The organism is Chitinibacter bivalviorum (assembly GCF_013403565.1).
GTDB classification, from domain to species: domain Bacteria; phylum Pseudomonadota; class Gammaproteobacteria; order Burkholderiales; family Chitinibacteraceae; genus Chitinibacter; species Chitinibacter bivalviorum.
Map to the genome: position 1 here is coordinate 1,144,691 of NZ_CP058627.1, position 18,471 is coordinate 1,163,161.

Genomic DNA, 18,471 nt, shown 5'->3' on the forward strand with positions numbered 1-18,471 from the left:
AATTACTTAACCGCCAGACAAGCCAAACTGAGCATGACCCCAGTAGGGCTCCATTAGCCAGCGTAGGAATTAAGCTTGCGCCTCGCCCGTTGCCAGCAGACGTTTGGATCGCAGTACGCCATCAGCGCCCACTTCACCCAAACCAATAAACCGTGCATTATCCTGCTTTTCGCCGCCAGCGTAAAGTTTAACTTCACCGCTTAGCTCTGTTTTCAGCCCACGCACCGGCATGCCATTACAAATTAAGGCAGCCTGTTCAGCCGACAAGTTGATCATCGGTAAATTACTGAGCAATGACTCTTCCGGCAAAAGCAATTTTTCGCGCTCATCCATTTCCAGCGCAATAAAATCATCCAGCGAAATAGCATCTTCGAGCTTAAAACCACCCGTTAGAGTACGGCGCAATCCGGTTAGGTATGCGCCGCAACCCAAAGCCTCACCTAGATCCTGAGCCAATACCCTAATGTAAGTGCCTTTAGAACAACGCACATCAATCACCAAATCTGGTGCTTGGTAGGAAATCAACTCGATTGAATATATCGTAATGGGACGTGACTTGCGCTCAAGTTCGATACCAGCACGAGCATACTCATACATGGGCTTACCAGCCACCTTGAGCGCAGAATACATCGGCGGCGTTTGCAAAATCGGACCAATAAACCGCTCAATTGCCGCTTTGACATCCTCAATTGACGTCGGGGCAACGCCAGTGGTGGTAATTTCACCTTCTGCATCTAAGGTTGTCGAGGTTTCGCCGAACCGAACATGTGCACGATACGCCTTATCGGCATCAAGCATACGCTGGGCAAATTTTGTCGCTTCGCCAAAGCAGAGCGGCAATAGACCGGTAGCGTACGGATCCAACACCCCCGTATGCCCGCCTTTTTCAGCCTGAAATAGCCAACGACACTTATTTAGCGCCGCTGTACTCGTAACCCCAAAGGGCTTATCCAGTAGTAAAACGCCGTTCAGTTTACGCTTCGCCATCTTCGTCCGGGGCCTTAGGCAAGGCATTGGCCTCTTTGATTTTTTGTGCCAAATTCATGCCGTATTCAATCGACACATCATATTCAAAATGCAATTCAGGCATTTTGTACAATGAAATGCCGCGCGAAATTTGCGCCCGCAAAAAGCCTTTTGCTCGTTCAAGCAAAGCAGCAATCTCAGCACGCAAAGCCTCATCACCCATAAAGGTGTAGAACACTTTTGCGTGCGAATAATCACGTGTCACTTCAACGTCGGTTAGCGTAATCAGTGAGGCCTGAGGATGATCCAACTCGGCACGAATGACCGTTGCCAAATCACGCTGAATTTGCTGCGCCACGCGATCAGCGCGGGTAAATTGTTTATTCGCCATATTCTCTGCGTTTAGATTGATGCGAGGATTGAGGTGAACCGCCGCTCTGCATCGAGTTTCTGAAAAGCAAAAAGCGCAAGCGCCCAAACGGTGCTTGCGCCATGGTGCTAGGATAAGAACACCTCAACCTTATCCCAGACACTTCCGATCAATTACAGAGTACGCGCCACTTCGATAACTTCGAAGATTTCCAACTGGTCGCCCACTTGCAAATCGTTGTAGTTTTTCAGCTGCAAACCGCACTCGAAACCGGCCTTAACTTCTTTCGCTTCATCTTTAAAGCGCTTCAGATTTTCCAGCTCGCCGGTATGGATAACGGTGTTGTTGCGCAGCAAGCGTACGCCCGCTGAACGTTTCACCAAACCTTCCATTACCAAACAACCTGCAATCGTGCCGACTTTAGATACAGTGAACACCTGACGGATTTCAACCATACCCAAGATTTGCTCACGACGCTCTGGCGCCAACATCCCTGATAAGGCGGCCTTAACTTCATCAACCGCATCATAAATGATGTTGTAGTAACGAATATCCACGCCATCAGCTTCTGCCAATTTACGCGCAGCAGCGTCAGCACGCACATTAAAGCCGATAACAACTGCTTTAGATGCCAAGGCCAAGTTAACGTCAGACTCAGAAATACCGCCGACCGCACTGTGCAAGATTTGCACGCGAACTTCGCTGGTCGACAATTTTTGCAAGCTTTGTGCCAAAGCCTCTGAAGACCCCTGAACGTCGGCCTTGATGATGATAGGCAAGTTTTGAACCTCGCCTTCGGCCATCTGTGCAAACATGTTTTCCAGTTTCGAAGCTTGTTGACGAGCGAATTTCACATCGCGGAATTTACCTTGACGGAACAAGGCGATTTCACGAGCTTTTTTCTCATCAGCCAGAACCATGGCGTCTTCACCGGCGGCCGGAACTTCCGACAAGCCCAAGATTTCGACCGGAATCGACGGACCCGCTTCGTTAATCTGTTTACCATTCTCATCCAGCATCGCACGAATACGGCCGTAAACCTGACCCGCCAACACCGTGTCGCCTTTGCGCAAAGTACCGGACTGAACCAGCATTGACGCAACTGGACCACGACCTTTATCCAAGCGAGCTTCGATCACGATACCTTTTGCAGGGCTATCAACTGAAGCAGTCAGCTCCAAGACTTCAGCTTGCAACAAGATCGCATCGAGCAATTCATCAATACCCAGGCCTTTCTTCGCAGAAACAGGGATAAATTGCGTTTCACCGCCCCATTCTTCTGGCACGACTTCTTGAGCCACCAATTCTTGCTGGATGCGTTCAAGGTTTGCTTCAGGCTTATCGATCTTATTCACGGCAACTACGATAGGCACACCCGCCGCTTTCGCGTGGTGGATCGCCTCAATCGTTTGTGGCATCACACCGTCATCGGCAGCCACCACCAATACCACGATATCCGTCAACTTGGCACCGCGTGCACGCATTGCCGTAAACGCCTCGTGGCCTGGAGTATCAAGGAAAGTAATCATTCCTTTGCCAGTTTCAACGTGATACGCACCGATGTGCTGAGTAATACCACCCGCTTCGCCTGCGGCCACTTTGGCGCGACGAATATAGTCGAGCAACGATGTTTTACCGTGGTCAACGTGACCCATTACCGTTACGACTGGTGCGCGCGAAACCTGAGCGTGCTCAGTTTTCTCTTCGTCACCTAAGTAAATTTCTGGATCATCAAGTTTCGCAGCTTTAGGAATATGGCCCATTTCTTCAACGACAATCATCGCAGTTTCTTGGTCCAGCACCTGATTAATCGTCACCATCATGCCCATTTTCATCAGGGCTTTAACGACTTCAACGCCTTTAACCGCCATTTTGTGAGCCAAATCGGCAACAGAAATGGTTTCTGGAATATCAACTTCGTGTGTTACCGGCTCAGTTGGTGCCTGGAAAGCATGGGCATTATCTTGTTGATTCGATTGCTTCTTGCCGCCTTTTTTGCTTTTCCAATCATTACCAGCGTCACCACCGCGGGTTTTGATGCCCTTTTTATTGCGACCATCATTCCAGCCACCCTTCTCATCCTTTTTAGGACCGTTTGGCTTTTTATCAGCAGGTTTGGCTGCCGCAGGTGCCGGAGCAGCTTTTTCAGGCGCTTGCATCGGAGTGTCTTTTGGACGACGGAAATCAACGCGGGCACCGATGCGTGGACGGTCAGCTTCGTGACCTGGCTTCACATGCGGCTTAACAGCAGGTTTAGCGGCAGGCGCCGGAGCAGCCTGACGAGGTGCCTCAACTTTAGGGGTAGCAGCCTCAGCAGCTGGTTTTGCTTCCACCACAGGTTCTGGAGCCGCAACCGGAGCTGGGGTAGCCACTTCGGCTTTCGTTTCAGCCTGTTTGGCGCTGCGGTTTTGCTTAGCTAACATTTCAGCGGCTTGGCGTGCAGCCAATTCACTTTGACGCTTGGCCTGTGCTTCACGATTTTGACGCTCAGCATCATCAATCACTGGCGCAGCAACGGCAGCAGGCGCTGCAACTGGGGCTGGCGCAACAGGTGCAGCAGCTACGGGAGCCGGGACAACAGGCGCGGCTGCAGCAACAGCCTCTGGCGCGACAACACGTTTTTTGCGCACTTCGACTTGAATCGTTTTAGCCTTACCAGTGGCATCCGTCTTGCGAATCTCGGTCGTCTCTTTACGAGCGATCGTAATTTTTGGCTTGTCGCCAGCTTGACCATGCTTTTGCTTGAGATGCTCAAGCAAACGAGCTTTATCTTCAGCAGTTAACGTATCTTCAGCAGTGCGTTTTTCAACGCCAGCCGCACGCAATTGCTCAATCAGCTCTTGCGTTGGCATTTTTAATTCAGCAGCAAATTGGCTGACTTTGGGTTCACTCATAGATTACTCTCCCGCGCCTTAAGCGAACCAATGTTCGCGCGCTTTCATGATCAATTGTTTGGCGGATTCTGCGTCGATACCGGTCATTTCGGTTAATTCATCGACAGCCAGTTCTGCCAAATCATCACGGGTATGTATGTCTTTCTCAGCCAATGCAGCAGCCAATTCCGGCGTCATACCATCCAGCGTTTTCAGGTCTTCCGACTGGTGCTCCAGCTTCTCTTCACGCACGATAGCTTGCGTGAGCAAGGCATCGCGAGCACGGGAACGCAGCTCGTTTACGGTTTCTTCATCAAACGCTTCAATTTCCAACATTTCGTTCAATGGCACATACGCTACTTCTTCCAGCGTATTGAAACCTTCTTGAACCAAAACATTCGCCACGTCTTCATCAATATCCAACGCTTGTACAAACAGAGCGCGTACTTTGGTGAATTCTTCTTCGTGTTTTTGCTCAGCTTGATCAACGGTCATGATGTTGAGTTTCCAACCCGTCAATTCAGCGGCCAACTTCACATTTTGCCCGCCACGGCCGATAGCCATCGCTAGGTTTTCTTCATCAACAACCACATCCATGCTGTGGTTATCTTCATCCACAATGATGGAGTTCACTTCTGCAGGCGACAAGGCATTGATGGCAAACTGCGCAGCGTCGGTAGACCACAGCACAATGTCAACACGCTCACCCGCCAACTCATTACTTACCGCATTAACACGCGTCCCACGCACACCAATACATGTACCTTGAGGGTCAACGCGTTGATCATTTGACTTAACCGCAATCTTGGCACGCATACCAGGGTCGCGCGCTACGCCTTTCAATTCGATCAAGTTGTTTTCGATTTCTGGCACTTCCAACTCAAATAGCTTGGCCATGAATTCAGGTGCGATACGGCTCAACACCAACTGTGGACCACGGCCCATGCGGTCGATGCGCAGCAAGAAAGCCTTAATGCGGTCACCCACACGCAAGTTTTCTTTCGGGATCATTTGGTCGCGAGGCAAAATCGCTTCTAACTTGCCCATTTCGATAATGGCATTGCCACGTTCGATGCGCTTGATGCTGCCAGAAATAATGTGCTCACGACGCTGCAAGAAATCGTTCAGGTTCTGTTCGCGCTCAGCATCACGGATTTTTTGCAAAATAACTTGCTTGGCGGCCTGTGCACCAATACGACCAAATTCAATTGGTTCGAGCTCGACTTCCCAAACATCGCCTACTTTCAAGTCAGCACTGTAATCAGGCGCATCAGTAATAGCGATTTGGCGTGATGGTTCTTCGTGGTCGTTGTCTTCAACCACATCCCAGACACGGAAACTGCGATGCTCGCCGGTGTCACGATCAATCGAAACGCGCACCTCTACTTCTTCTTCGTAGCGTTTTTTTGTAGCAGAAGCGAGTGCCATCTCAAGAGCACTAAAAACCACTTCTTTAGCAACATTTTTTTCGTGCGCAAGTGCGTCTACCAGCACTAGAATTTCACGATTCATTGATATTTTCCTCCGGCGTCATGCTATGCCAAATAGTCGGGCAAACTGTAAATACTGCTGTTTTTTTAACTGCAACAATGGCTTTAGAATTTGGGCTCAATGCGTACACGATCGATTTGTGACAAAGGCAGATTAAGCACTTCGCCATTCACATCAACCACAACACATTCATCAAGCAAGCCTTTCAGCTGACCCACCACATTCCGACGGCGATCTGGCAGCGGCAAACGCAGCTTCACCCTCACCATCTGCCCAGCAAATCGTTCAAAATCTGCTGGTTTTTTAATCAAGCGATCCAACCCAGGGGACGACACCTCTAAACGGTCGTAAGGGATTTCTTCCACCATAAACAAACGCGTCAGGTGATTACTCACCGCAACGCAATCATCAATAGTGACGCCGCCTTCTTTGTCGATAAAAATGCGCATCAAGCCGTTACCACCCAGCTCGAAATCGACCAGCTCGTACCCCAAACCCGGCAGGGTATTGTCCAACACAGATTGTAAATTAACCGCCATGACTTCTTTTTAAGCTCCACAAACAAAAAATGGGCTGCAATACCTGCGCCCATTTGTAAGCACTCCCACAGCTGCGAATCATATACACAATGCGCAGCAAGAGATTTGTTGCGATTCTAACAGAAAGTCTCTGTCAACGAAACACCACTGGGGCGCAAATCAGTTGAATTCAAACGCCATTTAACCCTACAGTAGAAAAATAGTCAGGAGAATGACCATGGAAACAGTAGAAAAAGTATGGCTTGGCAACTACCAAGCGGGGGTATCAGACCAGATCGATCTCGATGAATTTGCATCAATTCCAGAAGTCATTGAACAAAGCGTCAAAAAATATGGCGAACGAGCCGCTTTTATTAACATGGGAAAATCCATTAGCTATCAAGAGCTTGATACGCTATCCAAAAACTTTGCCGCCTACCTGCAGCAACACCTCAAACTACCCGCAGGCTCACGCATTGCAGTGATGCTGCCCAATGTATTGCAATATCCGGTCGCAATTTTCGGCATCTTACGCGCCGGCTATGTCGTGGTTAACGTCAATCCACTTTACACCCCGCGCGAGCTGCAACATCAACTCAAAGACTCCGGCGCCAACACGATTGTGATTCTTGCCAATTTTGCTCACACACTGGAAAGCATCGTTGCGCAAACGGCCATTAAGAATGTCGTGCTCTGCGAGATCGGCGACATGCTTGGATTTCCAAAACGCCTCATTGTTAACGCCGCGATTCGGTACATCAAAAAAATGGTGCCCGAATATACCCTGGATGGGCATATTACTTTTAATGAGGCGCTAGCAGCAGGTCAAAAACATACCCTACAAAAAGTACAATTAAACCACTCAGACCTAGCATTTTTACAATATACAGGCGGCACCACAGGTCTTGCGAAAGGCGCGATGCTCAGCCACGGCAATATCGTCGCCAATATGCAGCAAGCCCACACCTGGATCAGACCCGCAGTCGCCGAGGGCAAAGAGGTCATTGTTACCGCATTGCCGCTGTACCACATCTTCTCATTAACCGCCAACTGCATGGTCTTTAGCAAAATTGGCGCCACTAATTTATTGATTACCAACCCCCGCGACATCCCCGGCATGGTCAAAACAATTTCGGCGTATCCCGTTACTTGCATGACCGGAGTAAATACCCTCTTTAATGCCCTTTTGAATAACGCCGAATTTGCCCGCCTTGATTTTTCCAAATGGAAATTAGCGCTAGGCGGTGGAATGGCCGTACAACACGCCGTCGCCGAGCGCTGGAAAAAGATTACAGGCGTCACCCTCGCCGAAGCCTACGGCCTCACCGAAACCTCACCGGCCGCAATCATCAACCCCATCAACATTAAAGAATATAACGGAATGATCGGCCTGCCGATCCCGCAAACCGAAGCCCAAGTTCGCAATGAAGATGGTCAACCCCTCCCCGCTGGCCAGGCCGGTGAATTATTCATCCGCGGGCCACAGGTCATGCAGGGCTACTGGCAAAGACAGGAAGAAACCGATGCCGTACTAGGCAAAGATGGCTTTTTGGCGACAGGTGACATTGCTGTGATGCAGCCCACAGGCTATTTTCAAATCGTAGATCGCAAAAAAGATATGATCTTGGTTTCGGGATTTAATGTTTACCCTAACGAAATCGAAAGTGTAGTGGCCGAGCTCGAGGGTGTCTTGGAAGTAGCCTGTATTGGCGTTCCCGATGACAAAACTGGCGAAGCCGTTAAAATCATTATCGTTAAGAAAGATGCTGAGCTAACTAGCGACGCCATTTTGCAACATTGCCGCAAACAATTAACTAATTACAAAGTGCCCCGCGTGATAGAGTTCCGCGACAGCCTACCCAAATCCAATGTAGGTAAAATATTGCGGCGAGAATTGCGCGCATAAAAAAACAAAGGGATAACAATGAACTTACTGCCTTTTTTTAAGCTCATGGCCGAGCGCAGCGCCTCCGACCTATTTTTAGCGGCGGGCTCGCCGATCGTGATTAAAATTCAAGGCCTGTGCCACCCAGTCAACAATCAAGTTCTAAGTGCCGAACATGTCAAGCAACTTGCCTACCAATTAATGGGCGCGGATCGCGTGGCGGCGTTCGAGCGCGATCTCGAACTCAATATGGCCTACCCCGTACCTGAGCTGGGCAACTTTCGGATTAACGTCTTCAAAAGTCGCGGCACGGTAGCACTCGTGGCGCGCTACATCAAACCGAAAGCTGACACGCTCGAAGAGCTTGGCATGCCAGATATTTTGAAAGATTTGGTCATGGAAAAGCGCGGCATTATTTTGTTAGTCGGCGCAACAGGATCTGGCAAATCATCGACCGTCTCCGCCATGCTGGAGCACCGCAATGAAAACCACAGCGGCCACATCTTAACGATGGAAGATCCGATCGAGTTTATTTACAGCCACAAAAAATCATTGGTCAATCAACGCGAAATCGGCACCGACACCCACAGCTATCACGACGCACTGCGCAACGCGATGCGTGAAGCACCCAACGTATTGATGCTGGGCGAAATTCGCGACCAAGAAACCATGACCTATGCCATGCAATATGCGCAAGCAGGCCACCTTTGCATTTCAACCCTCCACGCTAACAATAGTTATCACTCACTCAGCCGGATTGTTAACTTCTATCCGCAAGAAGCCCGTGAATCACTACTGTACGACATGTCGACGTCACTCAAAGCCATTGTGTCACAACGACTCGTCCGCGCAAAAAATGGCAAACTCAAACCCGCTGTCGAAATCATGCTCAACACCAACCGTATTTCGGAGCTGATTCGCACCGGCGAGCTCACCGAAATCAAAGAGGCGATGGAACAAACCCTCGCCGAAGGCTCGCAAACTTTCGAGCAATCGCTCTATCGCATGTATCGGGCAGGTGAAATTGAGTTGGACGAAGCACTACGTAATGCGGACTCGGCCACCAACCTATCTTGGATGGTGAACAATGCACAATCCATTCAAGAACAAGAAGCAGCCCGCAATCGAGTCGTTCAACAAGAAAATGACGATCTCAGCTTCGATATGCCCCTCCACTAAACCCTAAGCCCCTTACACTCAGGCGCGACTATTTTTAGCCGCGCCTTATTATTTGCACGAGAACATCATGAAATTATTTGGTATTCCAAACTGCGACACCGTAAAAAAGGCGCGCACATGGCTTAGTGACAATGGCTTTGAGTACGAATGGCACGACTTCAAAAAACAAGGGCTCAAGGAAAGCCAGACCAAGGAATGGATTACTGCTGTTGGTTGGGAAATTTTGATCAATAAGCAAGGCACAACTTGGCGCAAACTAGACGATGAAACCAAAGCTAGCGTAGTCGATGAAGCCAGCGCAATACAGCTAATGCTGACCCACCACTCGCTGATTAAGCGCCCAGTTCTCATGAGCGGCACTCAAGTTATCGTAGGTTTCAAACCAGAAAACTATCATGCTCAACTATTAAAGTAACACAGGTATATCGCTAAAAATATTTTAAATAAAAGCATTCAAAGCCATACCCATAGCGTATAGCAAATCCAACAAAACAATCGACAAAATAAAAGCCGACTTGAAGTCGGCTTTTATTTTTGCTTAACAAGATCGCTTATTTCAAATGACCTCGAATCAATGACAGCATCTGGCCGAATACACGTGGCGTACCACACAGCACGTCACCAGACTCGAGGAATTTCTCCTCGCCGTTCATATCTGTCACCAAGCCGCCCGCTTCTTGCACGAGCAAAGTACCAGCCGCAATATCAACCAGCTTCAAATCGAACTCAAAGAAACCATCAAAACGACCGCAGGCCACATAAGCCAGATCCAAAGCAGCAGCGCCCGGACGACGTACGCCAGCCGACTTTTGCGCCATATCGCGGAAGATATTGAGATAAGTTTCGAGGTTTTCAAATTTGGTATAAGGGAAACCGGTCCCCACCAACGCATCTGACAATTCGCGCACTTTTGACACACGAATACGACGATCATTCAGGAAAGCGCCAACACCACGCGTCGCAGTGAACAAATCATTGCGATTTGGGTCATACACGACGGCCTGAGTAATCACACCTTTGTGTTCTAGCGCGATTGAAATTGCATACTGAGGAAAACCATGCAAGAAATTGGTTGTGCCATCGAGCGGGTCAATAATCCAAACGTATTCAGAGTTGCCGCGCGCGCCCGACTCCTCTGCTAGAATCGCGTGATTCGGATACGCCTCAAGAATGGTATCGATGATGGCTTGTTCAGCCGCACGGTCGACTTCGGACACAAAATCATTGTGACCTTTCTTTTCAGGGGTAATCAAATCCAGGTTATTGGACGCACGTTGAATAACGGTCGCCGCACGGCGCGCTGCGCGCACCGCGGTGTTTAGCATCGGATGCATGGTTTCTCAATTTGAAAGAACGTAATTAAGGACGTATTCTACCCGCCTCTGGCGTCGGAATAAACCAAGAATGAATAAAGAAATCAATAAAAATTTATATCAAGGCGATGAAACCGCCTGTTTACCGCAAATTCGTGTTGTTTTATCGCACACCAGCCACCCCGGCAATATCGGCTCGACCGCTCGCGCGATGAAAACGATGGGTCTCACTGAGCTTTATCTGATCAACCCAAAAGAATTCCCCTCCGAAGTCGCTACCGCACTCGCATCCAGCGCCGACGATATTTTACAAAATGCCAAAGTCGTGAGCAGCATGGCTGAAGCCTTGGCCGGCACCACCATGCAAGTTGCACTCACCGCTCGTCGCCGCGAGCTATCACAGCCACTGCAAACCCCGCGTCAAATCGCCCCGAGCATCATCCGCAGTGCCCGTGCTGGCCAGGAAATCGCACTGGTATTTGGCGCCGAAACCAGCGGCTTAACGATTGATGAACTTTCGATGTGCAGCGACCGGGTTACGATCCCAACCAATCCACACTATTCCAGCCTGAATCTATCGCAAGCGGTACAGGTACTGACCTACGAGCTGCGCACCAGTTGCTTTGAAGCGGATTGGGTTGATGTGCAACACCTCGAGGAAGAACGAGACCCAGCGACGCACGAAGCGATGGAACGCTTCTTTGAGCACCTCGAAGAAGTAATGCTCAAGATTGGTTTTTTACGCCCTCACGCGCCCAAACGCCTAATGCCGCGCCTGCGCCGACTCTTTATTCGTGCAGAGCTGGAGCGCGAAGAAGTGGATATTTTGCGTGGTATTTTGAAGGCCACCACCGAGTTCGATCGCAAACCTTGATGTTTACATTGAATCAACAAAAAAGAGGGGCCTAGCCCCTCTTTTTTACATACCCCAGCAAAGTATTGCCAGGTAGGCCTCAAACAGCAGCTTTTTCGCCGCCATACTCCTCATAAGCCAACAAAGCCTCTGCGCCCGTCATCATACTGGGGCCGCCACCCATATACACGGCAACCTGAATCATTTCTAAAAATTCAGCCCGTGTCACGCCTAACTTCACACACGCTTGCGCATGAAAACCCAAGCAACCTTGGCAGCGCGCCGCAATCGCAATAGACATGGCCATCAGCTCTTTATTTTTCTTGCTGATCGCTCCCTCCGTGTGCGTTGCCTTGGTCAAAGCGCCGAAGGCCTGTGCAGTATCGGGAATTTCTTTATTAAACTCGCGCAATTTGCCAGTAATTTCCCGCACGAGTTGATGGTATTGTTCGCTCATAATTCACTCCTAAACTCAGACCCCGCATAAACATCAGGGTTCACATACAATATATATAATAATAAATTGTTTGTGCATTTGATCATTGCGCAAAAACAAAGCCGCGCCGAAATTCGACGCGGCTTGGTAAAAAACACCAAGTCTAACTACAGCACCTCAGCCGCATAATCAGCCAGACGTGAACGCTCTCCACGAGTCAAGGTAATGTGCCCAGAATGATCCCACCCTTTAAATCGATCAACCACATACGTTAAGCCTGACGAGCCCTCAGTCAAATAAGGTGTATCGATCTGACTGATATTCCCCAAACACACCACCTTGGTACCGGGGCCCGCGCGCGTAATCAGCGTTTTCATTTGCTTGGACGTTAAGTTCTGCGCCTCGTCGATAATCAGAAATTTATTCAGGAAAGTGCGGCCACGCATAAAGTTGAGCGATTTAACTTTAATCCGACTACGGATCAAATCGCGCGTCGCCGCCCGCCCCCAATCGCCCGCCTCGGCATCAGTTTGGTTGAGCACATCGAGGTTATCCTCTAGCGCCCCCATCCACGGCAGCATTTTTTCTTCTTCAGTCCCCGGTAAGAAACCAATATCCTCTCCCACAGGCACCGTCACCCGGGTCATAATGATCTCTGTATAGATTTTTGATTCCAGCGTTTGCGCTAGGCAGGCCGCCAGCGTCAGCAGCGTTTTGCCGGTACCGGCCTGCCCGAGCAAAGAAACGAAGTCCACATCAGGATTCATCAATAGATTAAGCGCAAAGTTTTGCTCGCGATTGCGCGCCGTAATGCCCCAAATGGCATTTTTGGTGTGGCTATAATCTTTCAGGCTTTCAATTACAGCTGATTTCCCATCAATACTGAGCACTCGCGCCTGCAGCGGTGTATCGCCAGTTTGATACAACATCTGGTTAATATACAACTCGGCCACGTCTGGGCCTTTGATGCGCCAGTAGCTACGGCCACCCTCTTGCCAGCTTTCCAGATCTTTGGAATTACGCTCCCAGAACTTCTGATCAATTTCGCGCATGCCGTTATAAAGCAGATCGGTATCTTCAAGCACTTTGTCATTGAAGTAATCCTCAGCCGCCAAACCCAAAGTGCGCGCTTTAATCCGCATATTGATGTCTTTAGACACCAAAATGACTTCGCGTTTGGGCTGCATCGCTTGCAGGTGATGAACAACGCCTAAAATCTGATTGTCTGCCTTACCCATCGGCAATTGCGACGGCAGCACGCTGGTAATCGCTTCGGTTTGCAAGAACAAGCGCCCTGTCGCCTGCCCTTTACTTGCATCCTCCAGCGAAACGCCATCGTACAAATTATGCTCCATCCCCGCGACTAGCTCCTCCATAAAACGGCTGGCTTGGCGGGCATTGCGTGCAACCTCGGTCATACCCTTTTTATTGGAATCGAGCTCTTCGAGCGTCATCATCGGCACAAATAAATCATGCTCCTGAAAACGATACAAAGAGGTGGGGTCATGCATCAAAACATTAGTATCAAGTACAAATAGCTTGCTGATTTTCTGTGCTTTTTTGGCAGCCATGATGCGTTCCTCCATTCGATTAGACAACAAAAAAGCGGCTTAATTGCCGCTTTGGTTTACTTCAAACTCACAACAAAATTGAGCACTTCTGCCACATGGTTTGGCACTTTCACCCCGCGCCACTCTTTGAGTATCTCGCCAGAAGCGCTGATCACAAAAGTGCTGCGCTCAATACCCCGCACTTGTTTGCCATACATGTTTTTGAGTTTCATCACACCAAACGCTTCACAAGCAACTTCTTCGGGATCGGAAATCAACTCAAAATCCAAGCCCAATTTGGCTTTGAAATTTTCATGACTTTTGATGCTGTCACGTGAAACTCCATACACCGTCGCGCCTGCGGCGATAAATTGAGTGTAATGATCACGAAAATCCGCCGTTTCGGTTGTGCAGCCCGGCGTATTGTCTTTGGGGTAAAAATAAATCACTGCATAAGGAGTGGCCAGTTGAGACAAGTCGAATTGGCCAGCATTGGTGGTTGGAAGTTGAAGTGCCGAACAAATGGCAGAGGACATGAATTCTCCAGAATCTTACAAGGTTGAAGCATTACTTCATTGTCGGCAATTGTGTGCGGCTAATCAAGTTTCATGACGCGCTCGCAACTTGATTTAGCCAAACTGCGCTTTACTAGTACAATACGGGAAAAATATTTACAGGCGTGTGACAGCATGAGTATTAAGTCAGATAAGTGGATTCGCCGTATGGCGCAAGAACACGGCATGATCGAGCCGTTTATTCCTGGGCAGGTCAAAGAAGTCAATGGTGAGCGCATCGTGTCTTACGGCACTTCCAGCTACGGCTACGACATTCGCTGTGCCGATGAATTCAAAGTATTTACCAATCTGAATTCGACCATCGTTGACCCGAAAAACTTCGATGAAAATAGCTTTGTCGATGTTTCTGGCAAAGGCTACTGCATTATCCCACCCAATTCATTCGCACTGGCACGCACGGTGGAATATTTCCGCATTCCTCGTAATGCCCTAACCGTTTGCTTGGGTAAATCAACCTACGCGCGCTGCGGCATTATCGTGAACGTCACTCCGTTTGAGCCTGAATGGGAAGGATATGTGACGCTGGAGTTTTCCAATACCACGCCACTGCCAGCGAAAATCTACGCCAACGAAGGCGTGGCACAGGTATTGTTCTTCGAAGCCGATGTCGATGATGTATGTGAAACCAGCTACCGTGATCGCGGCGGCAAATACCAAGGTCAGCACGGCGTAACACTACCGAAAACCTAAATTGCTGCGAATTTTTGAGCTTAAGCGGACGTCGGAGACAAGCAATGCGCATGTATCCCAAGCGTACGGCACGATTTATTCGTGCCATCTGTAAGCACAGAAAGAGCTTCCAACAGCATTGCGTACTTTTAGGCTTTGTATTCCGCTATTACTCATTCACTTGATACACCATGCGCATCTACTGTTATAATGTGCGCTCTGCGGGCGTCGTATAATGGCAATACCCGTGCTTCCCAAGCACGAGCCGAGGGTTCGATTCCCTTCGCCCGCTCATAAATACAAAGGCCAGAAGTCTGAAGACTTCTGGCCTTTTTTCATGAAAGTGCTGTTTATGGATTCGATTTGCTTATATGCAGCAATGAGAAATTAGTCGCGTCACCATTCACACCACAAGCTAATTTCAAGCAAATAAATCGACTTATAAATTAGTAAAAATGAGCGCTTAACTGATACCCGTGAATACCACTACAACTGCAACCAATGCTACACGCTAGGGTTCGATCCCTTTCTCCGAACTGTAATCCGCTCATTACTGTCATGGTTATCTCAATTTCTCGACTATTTTTTCAAGACCTACCAATGCGCTATCTGCGAGGCAAGATCAAAACCGCACGTCAAAATTCAGTCCAGCTCTCCTCATCCTGCTGATTCAGTAATTTGCCAACCGACTGAGCACCACCTGCAGTCGCAGCACGCGCCACCAATGCCTTAGCACCGTCCACATTTTTGGCTACAGAAGGCTTGGCTATAGTCTGCGTCACCTTTGGCAAGAGAGTTTTTCGCTCATTATGCGCAAGCTTAAACACACTAATTGCATCGCCAAGCGTCTGAGCCTGCTCTTCCAAAGACTCTGCGGCAGCAGAAGCTTCTTCAACCAGAGCGGCATTTTGCTGCGTTACCTCATCCATCTGGATGATGGCCTGATTGACTTGGCCAATACCTGCGCTTTGCTCGCTAGACGCACTGGAGATTTCACTCATGATATCTGTGACCCGCTTAATACTGCTTTCGATTTCCAGCATTGTGCTTCCAGCCTCAGCAACCAGTTTGGCGCCCCCTTCGACCTTGCTGACTGAATCGCTAATGAGTACTTTGATCTCTTTTGCCGCCAATGAGGAGCGTTGGGCAAGATTACGAACTTCTGATGCGACAACTGCAAATCCGCGCCCCTGTTCACCCGCTCTTGCCGCTTCAACTGCGGCATTTAGCGCCAAAATATTGGTCTGAAATGCGATACCGTCAATGACGCTGATAATGTCTACAATTTTGCGCGATGACTCATTAATCATACTCATTGTATCGACTACTTTATTTACTACTACCCCTCCCTTGGTTGCCACCTCTGAGGAGCTATGAGCCAACTGCCTAGCCACAATTGCATTATCTGCATTTTGCTTAACGGTACTAGTAAGCTCTTCCATGCTCGACGCCGTTTCCTCAAGACTAGCAGCCTGAGCCTCAGTCCGACGGGATAAGTCGGAGTTACCTTGTGATATTTCTTTTGCGGCTGTAGTTATCGAGGATCCGCAATATTGAATTTCGCCAACGAGACGCTGCAAATTTTCAACGGTGGAATTCACAGCGAGGCGAGTTTCACCAAAGAGACCTGGATATTCTTGCTTGATGGTTTGAGTCAGATCGCCTTCCGATAATGCCTGAGAAACCCGCATCACATCACGTAAACCGTTATCAGTAACTGAAGACAATTGATTGAGCAGCTCTGATAAACGTCGTGTAAAGCCTTGCTTTTCAGATAGGTCAATTTTGACGCTAAAATCACCACGATCTGCAGCGGCTTCTACAACAAGTTCAATTTCAGATACGATTTTTCTCAACGACTCTACCGTGGCATTGACACCTTCTTTGGTTTGCCCAAATAAACCTGGATAGTTTTTATTTATGGATTGGGTCAAATCTCCAGCAGCCAAAGCATTAGCAACGCGAAGCACATCATTAAAGCCAACATCGCAGGTTTCAACCAGCAAATTGAGATCTTTAATCATGTCTCGGAACAAAAACGCATATTTATCCGCTTGGGCCCGCTTGCTGAAATCTCCTTGAGAGCCCGCTTCCGCCAGCATCTTCACGTCATTACTGATCGTCACCAATGCCGTTTTAACGTCATCAATTGCTGCGGTAATTTTAGCTTTATCCCCGGGCAATCGATCCATATCAGGCTGGAAGTTGCCTTTGGAATATTCGCTAATCACTTCAACTATTTTCATCTTCACAGCAATGTGCGAATTAACCAACGCATTAACATCATTTGCCATCTTGGCAAAGCTGCCCGAGAATTTATTTGAATCCATCTGCACCTTAATCCAGCCTAGTGCATGCTGTTCAGCCATTTTATTTTGCTCATCGGCAAAAGTAGTAATTGCGCCCTGCATCTGCTTCATGGCGGCCATCACACTGGATGTATCTCCAGGCTGCAAATGGATGGTGTTATTCATATTTCCTTTGGCTACAGCTAGGGCGATCGCAGCTGCCTGAGAAGGCTCGCCACCGAGTTGCTTCATCAAGGCGCGAACAATTAGCCATGCGATGAGCAGACCAAGACTGAGCGCTGAAAAACCGATGATTAAAATCAGTTTTTTAGCCGACTCAACCGTAGCTGCCGCCTTAACACCTTCGTTTTCCATTAATTTGGACTGGAAGTCGATCACATCATCGATCGATTTCATATAAGCAAGCTGAGCATCACGCATTGGTCCCAAGAGTAATGTCAAAGCGGCTTCTTTTTGGCCTGATTTGATAAGCACCAAAAAGTCTTCCAGATTTTTGACGTAGTCTTTGCGGGCCTCAGTGACAACTTTGAATTTAGCCCGAGCGTCTTCGTTTTTAATTGTCTGATCTAATTTCTCTAAACTTTCCGAAATACGTTTACGTGCGTCAGCAATGCTATCGATTTCTGAGTTTATTTTATTAATATCAGAGAACAGTAGAATATTTCGCGTAGAACGTGCGACCTGATTAACCTGACTAATGACATTATTGGCATATACCGTTTTTGGGTATCGATCTTTGACCAGCAGATTTACCGACTCATCGAGCGTTGCCATTCTGGAAAAAGCCAGAAAACTAATAATCAACAAAAGGAGCAATATAATTCCAAAGCCAAGCCCCATCTGAGTACGAACTTTTAGAGAACTAAGAAATGACATTTTATTACTCCACCCATGGCAAGCCAGAGAACATTTAATTAATTACAATTCACCGCTCGATAATTTACTTTCCAGCACCTACCTTACGCTCAGTTTGAATTGCAATTCCTATTAAACCCCATAAATTTATTTTCTACCCTTAACGACAGTGGCTTAATTTGCATAGCATTTAATTTAATTACATCTACCATAGCGTGCACGGCCACCCCGCGAGATATAACACAAGAGACAAGAGCATAAACAGCTAGCATTCAGGTACAGGCCGCAAGTCGAAATAAATACATCATCTTTAATCAGCGCGTTTGCGACCTGCTAATTCAAAACGCTCTAATGTATTAAGGCAAATTTGCCAATTTTGTAACCTTTTCACTCACGAATTTATTGATTTTAATCAACTATTTCTGAGATGCCCCGATACTTGCGGGGTATAAATATTTGCAACCCGTCATGTCAAGCCACCTCAAACTTTGAATAACTCTCGTTTGACTCAATCATTCACATTGCTCGTGCGGTTACGCTTAACCTATTTGCAACACATACTCACTTCACATGCTGCGGTGCACAATTATTGATACACGGAAAAAGCATGGAATTCAAGCTGATTAATA

The 18,471-nt window shown here is 48.2% G+C and carries 15 protein-coding genes and 1 tRNA gene; 6 read left to right on the forward strand and 10 right to left on the reverse strand.

The genetic code is table 11. From position 1 onward, the window contains the following. Positions 1–69 precede the first annotated feature (69 nt). The 5 genes from truB to rimP form a co-directional block, all read right to left on the reverse strand. A complete protein-coding gene (gene truB, locus HQ393_RS05380) occupies positions 70–987 on the reverse strand; it encodes a tRNA pseudouridine(55) synthase TruB (RefSeq protein ID WP_179357812.1) in 918 nt (305 codons plus the stop codon). Next, positions 974–1,357, reverse strand: a complete 384-nt coding sequence (gene rbfA, locus HQ393_RS05385) for a 30S ribosome-binding factor RbfA (protein WP_179357813.1) — start codon at positions 1,355–1,357, stop codon at positions 974–976. Before rbfA ends, truB begins: the two co-directional genes overlap by 14 nt. A gap of 152 nt (positions 1,358–1,509) precedes the next feature. Beyond that, a complete protein-coding gene (gene infB, locus HQ393_RS05390; protein ID WP_179357814.1) occupies positions 1,510–4,230 on the reverse strand; it encodes a translation initiation factor IF-2 in 2,721 nt (906 codons plus the stop codon). Positions 4,231–4,248: 18 nt separating this feature from the next. Beyond that, entirely contained in the window at positions 4,249–5,721 is a 1,473-nt protein-coding gene (gene nusA, locus HQ393_RS05395) for a transcription termination factor NusA (protein ID WP_179357815.1), read from the reverse strand. 83 nt (positions 5,722–5,804) lie between these two features. Then, positions 5,805–6,239: a ribosome maturation factor RimP gene (gene rimP, locus HQ393_RS05400; protein ID WP_179357816.1), complete on the reverse strand. Its 435-nt coding sequence runs from the start codon at positions 6,237–6,239 to the stop codon at positions 5,805–5,807. Between the two features lie 217 nt (positions 6,240–6,456). Here rimP and HQ393_RS05405 point away from each other — a divergent pair, with 217 nt between their 5' ends. From HQ393_RS05405 to HQ393_RS05415, 3 genes are all read left to right on the forward strand, one after another. Next, positions 6,457–8,124 carry an AMP-binding protein gene (locus tag HQ393_RS05405; RefSeq protein ID WP_179357817.1) on the forward strand — a complete coding sequence of 556 codons (1,668 nt, stop codon included), beginning with the start codon at positions 6,457–6,459 and terminating at the stop codon, positions 8,122–8,124. A gap of 18 nt (positions 8,125–8,142) precedes the next feature. Next, positions 8,143–9,282 (forward strand): PilT/PilU family type 4a pilus ATPase, encoded by a 1,140-nt coding sequence (locus HQ393_RS05410; RefSeq protein ID WP_179357818.1) that lies wholly within the window; start codon positions 8,143–8,145, stop codon positions 9,280–9,282. A 64-nt stretch (positions 9,283–9,346) separates the two neighbouring features. Continuing rightward, positions 9,347–9,697, forward strand: coding sequence for an ArsC family reductase (locus tag HQ393_RS05415; RefSeq protein ID WP_218871392.1), 351 nt, complete (start codon positions 9,347–9,349; stop codon positions 9,695–9,697). Between the two features lie 136 nt (positions 9,698–9,833). Here HQ393_RS05415 and HQ393_RS05420 read toward each other — a convergent pair whose 3' ends face one another. After that, on the reverse strand, positions 9,834–10,616 hold the full coding sequence (locus HQ393_RS05420) for an inositol monophosphatase family protein (protein WP_179357820.1): 783 nt from the start codon (positions 10,614–10,616) through the stop codon (positions 9,834–9,836). Between the two features lie 70 nt (positions 10,617–10,686). Between HQ393_RS05420 and HQ393_RS05425 the strand changes: the two genes are divergently transcribed. Continuing rightward, entirely contained in the window at positions 10,687–11,469 is a 783-nt protein-coding gene (locus HQ393_RS05425) for an RNA methyltransferase (protein WP_179357821.1), read from the forward strand. A gap of 79 nt (positions 11,470–11,548) precedes the next feature. Here the strand turns inward: HQ393_RS05425 and HQ393_RS05430 are convergent, their stop codons facing one another. The 3 genes from HQ393_RS05430 to HQ393_RS05440 all read right to left on the reverse strand — a co-directional run bounded on the left by HQ393_RS05430 (position 11,549) and on the right by HQ393_RS05440 (position 13,970). Continuing rightward, on the reverse strand, positions 11,549–11,905 hold the full coding sequence (locus tag HQ393_RS05430; RefSeq protein ID WP_179357822.1) for a carboxymuconolactone decarboxylase family protein: 357 nt from the start codon (positions 11,903–11,905) through the stop codon (positions 11,549–11,551). 146 nt (positions 11,906–12,051) lie between these two features. Beyond that, on the reverse strand, positions 12,052–13,455 hold the full coding sequence (locus HQ393_RS05435) for a PhoH family protein (RefSeq protein ID WP_179357823.1): 1,404 nt from the start codon (positions 13,453–13,455) through the stop codon (positions 12,052–12,054). 56 nt (positions 13,456–13,511) lie between these two features. Next, entirely contained in the window at positions 13,512–13,970 is a 459-nt protein-coding gene (locus tag HQ393_RS05440; protein ID WP_179357824.1) for a peroxiredoxin, read from the reverse strand. A 153-nt stretch (positions 13,971–14,123) separates the two neighbouring features. Between HQ393_RS05440 and dcd the strand changes: the two genes are divergently transcribed. Both dcd and HQ393_RS05450 read left to right on the forward strand, forming a co-directional pair. Continuing rightward, a complete protein-coding gene (gene dcd / locus HQ393_RS05445; RefSeq protein ID WP_179357825.1) occupies positions 14,124–14,699 on the forward strand; it encodes a dCTP deaminase in 576 nt (191 codons plus the stop codon). 200 nt (positions 14,700–14,899) lie between these two features. Beyond that, positions 14,900–14,970: transfer RNA gene (locus HQ393_RS05450), tRNA-Gly, on the forward strand. A gap of 343 nt (positions 14,971–15,313) precedes the next feature. Here the strand turns inward: HQ393_RS05450 and HQ393_RS18025 are convergent. Beyond that, entirely contained in the window at positions 15,314–17,863 is a 2,550-nt protein-coding gene (locus tag HQ393_RS18025; protein WP_179357826.1) for a methyl-accepting chemotaxis protein, read from the reverse strand. Between the last annotated feature and the right edge of the window lie 608 nt (positions 17,864–18,471).